This window comes from Aerosakkonema sp. BLCC-F183, from assembly GCF_041929145.1.
Classification (GTDB): domain Bacteria; phylum Cyanobacteriota; class Cyanobacteriia; order Cyanobacteriales; family Aerosakkonemataceae; genus Aerosakkonema.
On record NZ_JBHFNU010000096.1, the window covers coordinates 53,067 to 65,503 of the forward strand.

Annotated in this window: 14 protein-coding genes and 1 pseudogene; 5 read left to right on the top strand and 10 right to left on the bottom strand. The window is 43.6% G+C overall.

The features are described from left to right. Window positions 1-15: 15 nt before the first annotated feature. Window positions 16-2,685 carry a globin domain-containing protein gene (locus ACE1CD_RS28165; protein ID WP_374826922.1) on the bottom strand — a complete coding sequence of 890 codons (2,670 nt, stop codon included), beginning with the start codon at window positions 2,683-2,685 and terminating at the stop codon, window positions 16-18. A gap of 135 nt (window positions 2,686-2,820) precedes the next feature. Between ACE1CD_RS28165 and ACE1CD_RS28170 the strand changes: the two genes are divergently transcribed. Beyond that, complete coding sequence (locus ACE1CD_RS28170) at window positions 2,821-2,982, top strand: hypothetical protein (RefSeq protein WP_374795897.1); 162 nt, start codon at window positions 2,821-2,823, stop codon at window positions 2,980-2,982. Window positions 2,983-3,008: 26 nt separating this feature from the next. Here ACE1CD_RS28170 and ACE1CD_RS28175 read toward each other — a convergent pair whose 3' ends face one another. From ACE1CD_RS28175 to ACE1CD_RS28210, 8 genes are all read right to left on the bottom strand, one after another. Next, on the bottom strand, window positions 3,009-3,284 hold the full coding sequence (locus tag ACE1CD_RS28175) for a hypothetical protein (RefSeq protein WP_374795896.1): 276 nt from the start codon (window positions 3,282-3,284) through the stop codon (window positions 3,009-3,011). 174 nt (window positions 3,285-3,458) lie between these two features. After that, window positions 3,459-3,653, bottom strand: coding sequence for a hypothetical protein (locus ACE1CD_RS28180; RefSeq protein WP_374795895.1), 195 nt, complete (start codon window positions 3,651-3,653; stop codon window positions 3,459-3,461). Between the two features lie 13 nt (window positions 3,654-3,666). After that, window positions 3,667-4,305 carry an SAM-dependent methyltransferase gene (locus ACE1CD_RS28185; RefSeq protein ID WP_374826923.1) on the bottom strand — a complete coding sequence of 213 codons (639 nt, stop codon included), beginning with the start codon at window positions 4,303-4,305 and terminating at the stop codon, window positions 3,667-3,669. Between the two features lie 284 nt (window positions 4,306-4,589). Continuing rightward, on the bottom strand, window positions 4,590-5,690 hold the full coding sequence (locus ACE1CD_RS28190) for an iron-containing redox enzyme family protein (protein WP_374826924.1): 1,101 nt from the start codon (window positions 5,688-5,690) through the stop codon (window positions 4,590-4,592). Between the two features lie 234 nt (window positions 5,691-5,924). After that, the gene (locus ACE1CD_RS28195; RefSeq protein WP_374795892.1) at window positions 5,925-6,263 is read right to left on the bottom strand and encodes a cupin domain-containing protein; all 339 of its coding nucleotides are present in this window, start codon (window positions 6,261-6,263) and stop codon (window positions 5,925-5,927) included. Window positions 6,264-6,447: 184 nt separating this feature from the next. Next, window positions 6,448-6,876: a hypothetical protein gene (locus ACE1CD_RS28200; protein ID WP_374795891.1), complete on the bottom strand. Its 429-nt coding sequence runs from the start codon at window positions 6,874-6,876 to the stop codon at window positions 6,448-6,450. A gap of 215 nt (window positions 6,877-7,091) precedes the next feature. Beyond that, window positions 7,092-8,192 (bottom strand): DJ-1/PfpI/YhbO family deglycase/protease, encoded by a 1,101-nt coding sequence (locus tag ACE1CD_RS28205; protein WP_374826925.1) that lies wholly within the window; start codon window positions 8,190-8,192, stop codon window positions 7,092-7,094. 73 nt (window positions 8,193-8,265) lie between these two features. Then, window positions 8,266-8,682 carry a DUF2267 domain-containing protein gene (locus ACE1CD_RS28210; protein ID WP_374826926.1) on the bottom strand — a complete coding sequence of 139 codons (417 nt, stop codon included), beginning with the start codon at window positions 8,680-8,682 and terminating at the stop codon, window positions 8,266-8,268. A 368-nt stretch (window positions 8,683-9,050) separates the two neighbouring features. Between ACE1CD_RS28210 and ACE1CD_RS28215 the strand changes: the two genes are divergently transcribed. From ACE1CD_RS28215 to ACE1CD_RS28230, 4 genes and pseudogenes are all read left to right on the top strand, one after another. Next, entirely contained in the window at window positions 9,051-9,398 is a 348-nt protein-coding gene (locus ACE1CD_RS28215; RefSeq protein ID WP_374826927.1) for a DUF6335 family protein, read from the top strand. 112 nt (window positions 9,399-9,510) lie between these two features. Further along, the gene (locus ACE1CD_RS28220; RefSeq protein WP_374795887.1) at window positions 9,511-9,927 is read left to right on the top strand and encodes a DUF6335 family protein; all 417 of its coding nucleotides are present in this window, start codon (window positions 9,511-9,513) and stop codon (window positions 9,925-9,927) included. A gap of 223 nt (window positions 9,928-10,150) precedes the next feature. Beyond that, complete coding sequence (locus ACE1CD_RS28225; protein ID WP_374795886.1) at window positions 10,151-10,333, top strand: hypothetical protein; 183 nt, start codon at window positions 10,151-10,153, stop codon at window positions 10,331-10,333. A 157-nt stretch (window positions 10,334-10,490) separates the two neighbouring features. Then, window positions 10,491-10,745, top strand: a pseudogene (locus tag ACE1CD_RS28230) (DUF1830 domain-containing protein); the annotation flags it as partial. Window positions 10,746-10,863: 118 nt separating this feature from the next. Here ACE1CD_RS28230 and murD read toward each other — a convergent pair. Next, entirely contained in the window at window positions 10,864-12,255 is a 1,392-nt protein-coding gene (gene murD / locus ACE1CD_RS28235; RefSeq protein ID WP_374826928.1) for a UDP-N-acetylmuramoyl-L-alanine--D-glutamate ligase, read from the bottom strand. Window positions 12,256-12,437: the final 182 nt, after the last annotated feature.

Genomic DNA, 12,437 nt, shown 5'->3' on the forward strand with positions numbered 1-12,437 from the left:
AGGTTTGGCAAAATCTTACCCTTCTTGGAAACCATCAGGCATAATAGCACCTTCTAGATTGGCACCAGTCAAAGTGGCATTTTCCAGGTTAGCGCCACTCAGGTTGGCATCCTTGAGGTTAGCTGCACTCAAATTAGCACCTTTGAGATCTACACCAGTCAAGAAAGCATCACTTAAATCCGCACCGAGCAAATTGGCATTCTTAAAGTTAGAGCCAGCCATTCTTGCACCTTTTAATTTAGCAAAACTGAGGTTAGCGCGGCTGAAGTTGACGCGAGTGAGACTGGCAAAACTGAGATTGGCGCGGTTGAGGTTGGCGCGAGTGAAATTGGCTTCATCGAGATCGGCGTTACTCATATCCGCTTCAGTTAATTCTGCTTCGCTTAGATCGATATTTTCTAACTTTGCACCAGCAACTTTTACCCCTCTAAGAGAAACGCGATCGCGATTCAAATCTTGTAATGCCATTAACCTAGCATAGCTAACTTCTACGCCTTCCGCTCCATCTATGATGCTCCAAGCTTGATAGTGAGATTGTTTCCTACGTTCGGGAATTTCTTTGATGAATAGAATCAAAGCCAGCAGAACGCTGATAGCGTCAGCACTGCCCAGAATTTTTGCTAGAGGGGAATTTTCATCGCTGATGAGAACGAGCGATATTAATATTAAGGCTGCAAAGCTGGCGATCGCCCATGTCGGTAGTTCCCAGAACCATTTAACTAATGTTTCCTGGGAAACAGTAAGTTTTTCCTGTATTTGTTCTGTTGTTACACCTTCTTTAACAACCGATGTTAAGCGTTTTATATGTTCTTGCGCTTGAGTTTTAAGCAGAGTGAATTTGTTATTAATTAATTCATTCTGGAAAACGGGAGACTTTTCTGTAACTGGTACCGTTACTGTGTCATTAGAAAAAGTAGGTACTGGCGGCGATGGCAGAGATGGGGCTGCATAACCGGCACCTGACAACATCACATTGGCGATCGTCGCAAAAGCATTCTCCCATGCAACCTTTACTTCGGGAGTCCAATCTTGCTGTAGATATTGTTCTAAAGTCACCAACAGTGCAGAAACCACTGGGGGATAATATATTGGTAAAGCGCCATAGGCAACGTGCCGAGATCCTAAGTCTTGAAGCACTTGGCGCAGAGCCTCTGGTTTGCGTAAACTTTCTACTACCAGCACCAAGGCACTCAGCAGCTTTTTGTGCTGCTTTTTCATATCGATGTGGGCAAATAACGGTTTCACACCTGGGTTAGCGGCAAACAGGTTGTCGTAGAAGCTCACCACAAATTCCGGCAACTGTGGCTTAATTTTAGCAAAGCTGCTTTCGAGTAATTCTACTTGTAAAGCGCCGGATTTCTGCGGAGTTGGTGCTTTTTCCAATACCGGAGAAGGAGTTAGTGCTGGTGCTTTTTCTAATACCGAAGAAGTCGTCGATGCTGTACTTTTTGATATAGAGGTAGTGGATTCTTGCGGTGTTGGTGGTTTCTGCTCGCCTGCTGAAGGGATTGGTAGTGTTTCTAATTGCAAAGTTTCGGCTGGATAACCTGCGCCTTCAAACATTAAAGCTGCGATCGCACTATAAGCATCCACCCAGGCTTGCTTGACTTCTTCTGTCCAATCTGACTGTAGATATTGCGCTAGTGTTGTGACTAGAGCAGAGCCAACTAGCGGGTAATATTTGGGTATGGCTCCGTAACTGACGTGCCTTGCTCCCAAATCTTTAAGAACTGCCTTGAGAACTTCTGGCTTACGCAAACTTTCTATTACTAATACCAAAGCAGCGAGTAACTTTCCTTGCTGCTTTTTCATGTCGCTATGAGCAAATAGAGTTTTGACTCTGGGGTTAGCTGCAAATAGGTTTTCATAGAAACTAGCTGCAAATTGCTCTGCTTGGGGTTTGATTTTGGCGAAGCTACTTTCGAGTAATTCTACTTGTAATGCACCGGATTTTTGTGGCGGAGGTGGCGCGACATTAGCTGTAAATTCGTTTACATTGGTAGTGGATTTCTGCACGATTGGTGCTTTATTCTCCCCTACAAAAGCGATTGCTTGTTTTTCTATTAATGGAGGTGGCGCTGCACTGGCGGCATCTTTTAACATCTCACCAGAAGACCGCTGTCCGATCGCTGTTTTCTTCTCGTCGGTGGAAGCGATTGATAATTTTTGTTGTGGCGGAAGTGGGGTAACTGATGCTGCAACTTCCTTGATTGCAGTGGTAGATTTGTGTGGGGCTGGTGAAAGAATTGTTACTGTTTCTAATTCGAGAGTTTGGGCTGGATAACCTGCGCCTTCAAACATTAAAGCTGCGATCGCACTATAAGCATCCACCCATGCTTGCTTAACTTCAGGAGTCCAATCTTCTTGTAGGTATTGTTCAAAAGTTGCCAACAGCACCGCGCCGACTAACGGGTAATATTTTGGTATTGCCCCGTAACTGACGTGCCTGCTTCCTAAGTCTTTAAGAACTTCCTTGAGAACTTCTGGTTTCCGGAGACTTTCTACTACTAACACCAAAGCACTCAGCAACTTTCCCTGCTGCTTTTTTATGTCGCTATGAGCAAATAGCGGTTTTACTCTGGGGTTAGCGGCAAATAAGTTTTCGTAGAAACTAGCGGCAAATTCTTCCGCGTGAGGTTTAATGCGCTGGAAACTTTGTTCTAATAATTCAACTTTTAGAGACATTTTTGTATTTCTAGGTGTAAGAAGTTATCAATGGCATAATTTAAATATTTTTCAATTTTAATGCTGTGCTTTTAGGGTGTCGCAACTTGATTTTTTTGGTTAATTGCGCTCAGAAAGCTGCCATCACATCAATTTTTGTTAGATTTTACAACATTTGCCCACCTAAAACAAGCTCGGCAATTTGCGGTGGGGCGATCGCTGCTAAAAGTTCGGCAGTTGCAAATGGTTTGGCCCGGTAACTGTTTGCGCCAAGAATTCCGCCAAGGCGTTACACATCTTGGTTATTTTGAGCGGTGATAAATATAAACTGATAGCAGAAAAAACTATTGCGTTTCCGATGGCGGATTTTCGCCAATCTTCATCGCCTTCCTGCTTCGCTTTAACTGCTTCCACAAAGATTTGATCTTTTGATACGCCTCCTCTGGCAAAATCTTTCCTCCGGTTTCTAGGGCCGCGATATACGCAACTTTTTGAGCAAATTCTTGCAAATTAGCGTTAAAAGCTAGTTGTTCGGGCGTAAAGGCACCGTAGTAGCGGCCTCTAGGGTATAAAAAGTTGTTTTTGTTCTGTTGGTTGAAATTTTCTCCGTTAGTGGCCATTGATTCTTCGTTTGATAACGGTATTTATAGATATGCTTAACCAAGCCTTAACCTAGTTTATACCTACCTGGGGGATAATATTTGCAAAAATTAACTAAATCGCGATCGCTATTCAAACTCGCGGCAGAATAAAATAAGGGCGATCGTGCGATCGCCCCTAGAACTCAAACACTTTTATCTGTCTTTTGGCGTCCCGTGCAATTTCGGATCGGGTTGGGGTGGGTGCGGTTCTGGGCCAAGCGGCTGAGGATTGGCGAGATACTCGAACTGGCCTTTGCCGTTCGCCCAGCGTCCCTCGGAACTCTCCACACCTTCGCAATGATTCCAGAACCGATCGGCAAATTCTCTCTTCTCCAAATCTTTAACCAAAAAGCTACTGAGTTCACAAACTTGTCATTATCTGGATTAACTCGTTAGACAAGTCTATAGAAAGTTTATGCTGTTTTTGAAACAAAACACCAGCCAAAAGGTAGACATTTTCTGAATAAAAAGCCATGTTGTGTTCGCGCAGCTTTGCGATCGTATTCCTAACTTTTGGCTCAGAACTATAATAGCCAAATTCTAGAGGGGTAACGAGAAACTTAGAAACGTAGTAGCCTTTGGCAATGGCATAATCAATGGTGTCTACTGGATTGGAATAACTGGAAATCATCAGCATCACGTTCTCGTAATCTAATGACAGTAGTTGTCTGGTAATTCCAGATCCATCCATGCCTCCGCGTAATAATGGCAGATAGATATCGTCATCTAATGATGGCAGATATGGTGGGTTTGATACAAGATATCGCGAATCGGGTTTAGCGGAATTGAAGAAACAAGAATTATGAATTACATATCGATCTTCGAGCTCGTATGTAGCGATTTTGGCATTGGCCACTTCGCAAGCTGACTGATTGAGTTCGTAGCCGTGAATTATACCATTAAACTGGTTTCTCAGCAATGAATTAATCACTGGCAGGCCATCGCCAGAACCAAACTCGATCGCTACTTCATCCTCACCGCAATCGTTTAGCACCATCATCTCTAAGCACTGCGAGTAAAAATTAGATTCTTCCGGGCAAATAAATACTTCTTTTCCAGAAGGGCTTCTCTTCGCAATTTTAGAGCTTGGCTTTTGAGTTGGGCGAAAACCAAAGAGTGTCTTAGACTTGGGAGCGAGGATGGAGAGGTTAAACATAGTATCAGGAGCAAAAAAGGGCAGAAAAGGGCAAAAAAGGACAGCAAAAATCGGACGAGCGGTTCATCGCTGATAGCTCATAAGAGCAAGAAATGCAGTATGGAGAGTGAGCGATTAGCAATGAACAATTAGCAATTTGAGCGGATCGATCGCACGACAGATGCGCCAGCGCGATCGGCCATGAATTTCTCTTGGTCGTATCCCAAAACAATTTGCCAAGCTTCATCGGGATACATATCAACTAATGGCAAAGCAACATCATCTAACATCCAGCGACCGTGACGTTCGTCTTCCCGGATGTGTAGTTCCCAATAACCCATTGCCGCATCTGAAAGTTTCAGTCGTTGCGCTGCTGTTAGATAGTTTTTGTAGATCGAAGGGCCGACAATTTCAAAATATGTCAGTCCACCGTTGTAACGCAAGAAATAGCGCTTGCATTCTGTTAGCAAGAAGTTATGGTTTATCGATGCCAAAACTTCCCAAGGCACGATATCGAAATATCCTTCCGGTTCCGTATTCATGCCAAATTCGGCCAGCATTTGGGCGAAAAATGTAGAATGCTTGCGGGAGAGGCGACCGTTGCCGTATTCTTCCAACAGTACGCGCACCAAAGTACACTGCACTTCGTTAGCAGCACCGCCCAAAATGCGGGAAAGACGACTTGCTTCTACCAATCCGTCGAAAGAAGCAATTGCTAAGAGGTGGCGATATCCTGCCTCGGTCATTTCTTCGCGAATGTACCGCGCATCTTCAGATAAAGGCGGATCGAGATCGCGTTCTCCCCGCTCAATTAATGCTTGCGTGGTATCGAGTTTTTGCAGCGCTTCTACATCAATTTGCGATATTTCCCACTGCTGCCAAACTTCTTCTATTTGGTTACGTATTTTTTGCAGATAGTAAGAGCGTTCGTTGGTGTAGTGGCGCAAATCGTCATACCAAAAAAGGTTGATTCGGTTGATGCGATAAAGGACGCGCTGTAAAAAAAGGTGGGCTGCGTCGCTATCTCCCCATTCTCCTTTATAAGCTATTTCAATTGCGTGTGCGATCGCTCTTTCAAAATTGACAGAAATTTCCGGTTGTGCTGCCAGTTTTTTGTCTAAATCTTCGAGATACAACAGCGTAATGAATTGCTGCTCTGCTTCATCGTAGTTGAAAACTTGCGCTTGTCGCTCAGTCATCTTATTCAGCTTAAATTCGGTTAGCGGCAAGCTAACTACATTGCTCTGCATCTAATCTTCCTTGTTTTCTTACAACTGATTTCGATCTATGATTTTTTGTTCACCCAACTTAACAATAGCTTGACAGAGGTAATTATTAAATCTTTCCTAAGTAATAATAAATTGCCATCTAAAATACAACTAAACAAACATAAAATTTAGTGAATACTACCTTTTTGTCTAAGTCAATAGGATGAGAATTTTTTCCTAAAAATTAAGGTGGGCAATGCCCACCCTACTTAAGTATTATTCATCGCGCCCGTGAACTTGGGCAGGAGGAGAAGTTGCTTCGACTGCGGAGAATGGGTCGAGGATTTTGTAAGTGTGAGATGCTCCTTTCGGTACTACCCAGGAACTACCAGGTTCGAGTAAAACCATCTGTCCTTCGATGTGTAATTCAGCGCGACCTTTAATCACATAACCGACAGTTTCATACTCGCGCTGAGTTAGTGGTTTCGCTTCACCTGGCTGTTCGTCCTCCCAAAGACGCATAGACACACTCTTTCCAGAAGCCAGATATTTTTGGCCCATTTGACCTTGAGGGGATTGGGTAGAGTCTATTTTCTTGACGCTGGTATCAACCATATAAATGTCCTCAGTTATTAACTTAAGTTGCGCGTTAGATTAAGTAGGGTACGTCAGCGGGATAAAATTAATGATGACCGCAAAAATTCTGCTCTTCTGACGCACCATACAGCTGTTATTAGTCATCAGTCATCGGTCATTAATGAAAAGAGAATTTTCCAAATGACCAATAACTAATTCGAGATCAGGCTGTTTGGTAATTTGCATCTAACCAGCAGCGGGGTAGTTGCTCGCCGGAAGGAAAAATCAATTCTTCTTTTTGATATGAAGCAGGCCCTTGTTCTTCCTGGCCAGCTTGATCTCGTCCGGTAATTTGATTTTTATTGGGGTTGATCAAAGATTCTAGATCCTCTATTTGGATCAAAGTACCATTTTGTTTGCTTTTGAGAAACATGGCAATTCCTTGAGTAAATGTGATTGCTTTCATTATGACTTCCTTATTTATGATTTGACAGTTATCAAAAGTGATAATAATGAAAAAAATAAAATGTAGCTGTGTATGATAAATTGAAAATGAGCATTTACCCATTCCCCACTTTTTGCTTTTTGCTTGTTTGTAGTTTGTACTCCAATTGATTTCAACACAAATAAAAATCACTTTTTTTGCCATCATTCTTAGCTCCTAAGAAGATGCCGCGATCTGACATTAACACCTCCTTGATTGAAAATTCAAAATTCAAAATTCAAAAAGAAGAGGGAGGGGGGAATCAAAAGTCAAAAGTTAAAAGTCAAAATTCAAAATTCCTCCCTCTCCCTCTTCCCTCTTTTCTTTTCCCTTTTCCCTCTTCCCTCTCCCTCTTCCCTAACCCCTAGCCCCTAACCCCTTTCTTACACACCGACAGCAGGTGCGGTGGTAGGTTTGGCGGGTTTAGCAATTTCCGAGCCCAACCGATTACGGTAGAGTTGCGCGAAATGTTGTTCGTATTTTGCGTGATCGATTTCAATTTGGCTGAATATTTCAGTTGTAATCGGGTCGGTTAACTGATTGCGAAGTTGGTAAGTGTCAACAACAGCCGTTTGGATATCGCCGAGTGCGCGACGCAGCATTGCCATTTCATCGCTACCTTGTAGGGAAGTTTTTAGTTTGGCGTAAGTGTCAGCTGCTTGGGCGGGTATTGATGGTTTTTCGCCGAGTGCATTCAGCCGTTCTTCCAGCATTTGAATGTGTTGTTTTTTATTGGCGATCGTATCTTCCAGAAGTGCTTTGACTTCGCGATCGGATGACTTTTCAACGTACTGCTGGAAAGCTTCGCTCGAATAACGTTCGCCTGCTAGCGCTGTATTCAAAGCTTTAACAATATCGCCCTTAGTCGAGCCACCCCAAGCGTTGGCAATTTTCCACCATTCTGCTGTGACATCATTTTCATTTGGCAGATCGACTTCTTTACCGCCATAACCGAGACGGCTGAGAATTGCAGTTGTGAAAATTCCCAAATCTCCAGGACGACGCGATGTAATTAAATTGCCATCTACAACGAGCGGCTCATCAATATAGTTAGCACCGGCGTTAATCATATCCTTGCGAATCGATCTAAAGCCGGTAGCATTTTTGCCTTTGAGCAGATCGCCTTCAATCAAAACTTGTGGCCCGTGGCAAACAGCAGCAATCAGTTTTCCTCCATTCATTGCATCCTGCACGAATTTCACCGTATTGGGGTTGGTACGCATCGTGTCAGGAGCCAAACCGCCAGGAATAACGACTGCATCGAACTCTTCGGGACGTGCTTCGGTCGTAGTTCCATCTGGCTGTATGGAAAGTTTGCCTTGTTTGCCCACATAAGTGCTGTTCATGCGGGAGCCGAGTACAACTACATCGAATCCAGCCATTTTTAGGGCTTTGTAAGGCACTTGAAATTCGGCATCTTCAACGCCTGTTTCTATTAAAATTGCAACTCGTTTATTGCTGCCGTGATTGTTGTGATGTGTCATGCAATTTCCTCAAATAATTTTAATTGGCAAACTTGTGATGGCAAATTGAAGTTTTTTCCAATCTGCCATTGTTCTACATACCTGTCCCTGAGATTACCTCTGATGTTGGGCTTGGGGCTGGTAGTAAATCGCTGTAATCGTCAGAAAAATTAGCGCGAAGATCGGCAAATTCACCGGGCGTAATTGCTGAGTTTAACACCGAGAATACAGCGCGGGCGTGAGTCGCTGCTGTAACTGGGTCTACACCTTCTTTGTCACTGACGCGCTGATAGAATTCATGTAGAGAGAAGTGCTGACCGTTCTCTGCCTCTCTACCTTGCAAAAACTGTTTAAACTCAGATGGCAGTTGTGAAGCTAAATCTTTTGCTTCATCGCCTACGATGCGATCGCGGATCGTTTCTAGGGTGGCGCAAATAGCACGCTCTGCCTCTTCACGCGAACCGACCTGAGCTATACTTTGAACGTGTTTAATGAACTCGTCGCGGTTCATGGCATCCTCAGAAATGAATGTCTGCGCTTAACAACACCTGCTAGATGTCGTTCGATCTCTTCTCCAGGTTAGGCATGGCAGGACTGTAATCTCGTCGTTCCAAAGTGATAAAAAAATTTCGCTCTAAAGTGATAGATCGGTTTTTCTTATAGCCTTTAAACTGGAAAGGCAGAAAGGGTTATTAATGTAACGGTACTTACGCAGCCAGTTGAAAAAATCATTATATCTAGTAGGGTAAATTCATGAATTGACCCTACATTTAGACACTTTGCGTAATTCCTATATAACTAACTCAGCAGATAAAAAAAGCTGCCACAAAGAAAGCCGATCGGCCTTCTTTGCAGGCTCAGCCGCAGGAGAATATAACCGTGGATACAGATATTCCCAGGGTGCCAGGATGTTTTGGCACTTACATTTTCATGCAGGTGTTGAGACTGTACACTTCCACCAGTCCAAAATTATCAGGGGGTGATGTGGATGCGGCTTGGGAACAAGCCGACTCAACTGGTGAGGAAGCTGTCGGCGGAACTGCTGCTACTCCCGATCAGAATATTGTCGATCAATTGGGGGCGGCTGTCGGATTAGATATAGATGATATGGCTTTTTTGCACACAGTAGAAATTATCGAGGAGCGTGACGATCGCCGTTGGGAGTTAGATCCAACTTCTTCGGAAGATTATCAGGAACGGCATTCGATTTTAGATTTTAGATTTTAGATTTTTTGCGGCTTCCTTGTTCATTCAAAAGAGATAGATCGGTTTCGCTCTAAAGCAAGACATCGATTTTGTTGCCAGAAATTATGCTGGAAAAGCAGATGGAGTGATTTTTATGGCTGACAAAGCAGATAAAAAAGTACTGGATATAAACGACGAACCGATGGTTTTAGATCTACCGCAGGAAATTACGGAATCCTACGGAACGGGTGTGAAGACAGAACCGGGATACAACATCGGTACGCGAAGATTGCGCGATGAAGAGAAGCTGTATACATCGACTAGCCCGCAACTGAGTGGGGGTGATGTGGATGCGGCTTGGGAACAAGCGAGTATGGTTGGTGAGGAGGCGGTTGGTGGAACGGTTGCTACTCCCGACCAAGATATTGTTGATGAGTTGGGAGCTGCTGTAGGGCTGGAGATGGACGACAGGGCTTTTCTGCGGACTACAGAGATTTTAGACCAGCGGGACGATCGACGCTGGGAGTTAGATCCTTCTTCTTCGGAAGATTATCAGGAACGCAGCGAATAAAAAAAGTAGAAAACTAAGAGTAAGAAGGCAAAAGAAAAGGTGTAATTTCTTTTTTTACTTTTGCCTTTTAAGTTTTGTTTTCTAAGGGCGATCGATATATTTTTTGAGATCGATTCATAGGAGGAGTTTTTCTCAGTATGGCGATCGCGCAGATACCCATCCGGGGGGCACTGGTTAACTTGGGCCTTTTCTTGTCGATTTTCCCCCTACTCCTAAAGTATCGTTGGTAGGTTTTGGGATCGGTGTTATTACGGAAAATCGCACCACCTTAAAGCACCCGAACGCCAGACAGGTTAATATAATTTCCTGCAATGTAGAACTCGTTTGGGTGGAATGGGAAACAGAGGCGGAGAGTGGGGTAAAAATGAAGCTGGGCTTCAGTTTTGCGATCGCGATCCCAGCATAATATCCGGGTGCAAGGGAGATTGCTATAACTTATACTGTCACTTTTTCATGACTTTTGGCGTGCTGACTTAGGCGCGTCTAGTATATAGTAAAACGAGTGTGTAACACATTAACATTCATTAAAAACCGTCATCATCAAAAAAAGCAATCTGTTAATTATGGCTCAAATCCTCGATTCTCTTCCTTCCGATAACTCCGATCGCATTTTTTGCTGCTATATAAATAGTAGCAGTCATATCCAAATTGCGCGGATCTCAAATATTGCTAATTGGTATTTTGAGCGGGTTGTTTTTCCAGGGCAACGCCTCTTATTTGAAGCCCCACCAGATGCTCAGTTAGAAATCCATACAGGCAAGTTATCGAGTGCAATTTTATCTGATAAAATTCCCTGTACCCAGTTGCAAATAAAAGAATTTGCAAGTGAAGCAGTTTAACAAGTAAAAATTAGAAAAAGGTAAAAGAAATTCCTTATATTAAATTTGTTTTAAAACTAATGGTTTTTTTTCTTTTACCTTTTGTTAGTTTGGCAAATCAATCAGCAGAATTTCGTTCCTGAAATTCCAGGCATAGGTGGCGAAAATCGTCGCCGCGTTGCTCGAAGTTCTGGTATTGATCGAAGCTAGCGCAGGCGGGTGAAAGCAGGACAACTTTGGCTTGATGTTGTTTGGCTAATTCAGCAGATATCGGTACAGCGCGTGCCATAGTTTCCACTATTTCATAATGGGAATAACCAATTTCTTCGAGTCGTTTGGCAAAGGCAGTCGCCGCATCACCGATGAGTAAAACTGCGGCGGCTTTCTCTTGAATTTTCTTCATCCAACCTGTATCGTCACCTGCTTTGGCTTCGCCACCAGCGATGAGAATAGCGGGAGCATTTACTGAGTTTAATCCAACTTCAGCAGCGTCATAATTAGTGGCTTTGCTGTCGTTAATAAAATCAATTCCTTGCCAAGTGCAGATGTGTTCGAGGCGATGGGGAACGCCGGGAAAGTTGGCGATTGCTTGCGCGATCGCATTTTTTTCAATTCCTGCCAATCTTGCTGCCGCTACTGCCATTAACAGGTTTTGCAGGTTGTGTTCTCCTACCATTTTTAATGATGAGGTTTCCACTATTCGATCGCCGCGATCGACCACCCAGCCATCTTCAATATAAAAACCGCGATCGGCAATTAATTCCGCTTTACCTTTTACACTTGTCCAGTAAGCATTAACAAAGCGATCGGGGACATTTTCTCTCAGATACGGATCGTCACCGTTGAATATTTGGAACGGCGATTGATTTAGTAACTTCGCCTTAATATTGAAGTAATTTTCTAAGGTTTTGTGACGACTGAGGTGATCCGGAGTGAAAGTTGTCCAAACGCCAATACGCGGTGCTAAAAGGCGCGATGATTCAATTTGATAGCTGCTAATTTCGGCAATTACCCAATCGGGAGGTGTTTCCGATAGCGCTAATTCGCAAGCAGCATAGCCGATATTACCGCAAGCGGGAGCATTAAATCCAGCCGCTTGAAAGATAGCAGCAATTAACGCTGTAGTTGTAGTTTTACCGTTTGTACCAGTAATGCCAACCCAAGGACAACTTTGCAAACGACGCCACGCGAGTTCAATTTCGCCAATTGTTTCTATGCCTAATTCTCTGGCGCGAAGCAAGGCGGGAATATCCCAAGGTACGCCGGGACTGACCACAATTAGCTGAGGTAAATCTTCGCCTTCCGGTGTAAAAGAATAACCAAGTTTGACGGTAATTCCATTGTCGGTAAGTTGCTGTTGCTGTTGTTGGAAGATTTCCGAGGTGTGGCGCGAAGCTAAGCTTTCGGCGCTGGCAGAATCGCTGAGGGTCACATCCCAACCTTCCCGTTTCAACAGTCTTGCAGCTGCAATTCCCGATCTCCCCAAACCAATGATGTGCGCGTTAGGCATAGTTTAGTATTTTTACTTTTCCCTGATTTTGCAATCTTTATGGTACTCGATCGGGATAAAAAGGTAAAATTTTAAATCTGTTTTTGTCGGTTTTAAAGAATCCGTCTTTCTAAATCGGCAATTCTTTCCTCCAAACGTGCGATTCCTCTACACAAAAGACGGATCGTTTGCAGCAAGGAGAT

What these genes read in the sequence shown, in the direction of transcription:
- ACE1CD_RS28165 (WP_374826922.1), bottom strand. Translation starts at nt 2,685, where the DNA reads ATGTCTCTAAAAGTTGAATTATTAGAACAAAGTTTCCAGCGCATTAAA.
- ACE1CD_RS28175 (WP_374795896.1), bottom strand. Translation starts at nt 3,284, where the DNA reads ATGGCCACTAACGGAGAAAATTTCAACCAACAGAACAAAAACAACTTT.
- ACE1CD_RS28185 (WP_374826923.1), bottom strand. Translation starts at nt 4,305, where the DNA reads ATGATGGTGCTAAACGATTGCGGTGAGGATGAAGTAGCGATCGAGTTT.
- ACE1CD_RS28190 (WP_374826924.1), bottom strand. Translation starts at nt 5,690, where the DNA reads ATGCAGAGCAATGTAGTTAGCTTGCCGCTAACCGAATTTAAGCTGAAT.
- ACE1CD_RS28195 (WP_374795892.1), bottom strand. Translation starts at nt 6,263, where the DNA reads ATGGTTGATACCAGCGTCAAGAAAATAGACTCTACCCAATCCCCTCAA.
- ACE1CD_RS28200 (WP_374795891.1), bottom strand. Translation starts at nt 6,876, where the DNA reads ATGATGGCAAAAAAAGTGATTTTTATTTGTGTTGAAATCAATTGGAGT.
- ACE1CD_RS28205 (WP_374826925.1), bottom strand. Translation starts at nt 8,192, where the DNA reads ATGACACATCACAACAATCACGGCAGCAATAAACGAGTTGCAATTTTA.
- ACE1CD_RS28210 (WP_374826926.1), bottom strand. Translation starts at nt 8,682, where the DNA reads ATGAACCGCGACGAGTTCATTAAACACGTTCAAAGTATAGCTCAGGTC.
- ACE1CD_RS28220 (WP_374795887.1), top strand. Translation starts at nt 9,511, where the DNA reads ATGGCTGACAAAGCAGATAAAAAAGTACTGGATATAAACGACGAACCG.
- murD (WP_374826928.1), bottom strand. Translation starts at nt 12,255, where the DNA reads ATGCCTAACGCGCACATCATTGGTTTGGGGAGATCGGGAATTGCAGCT.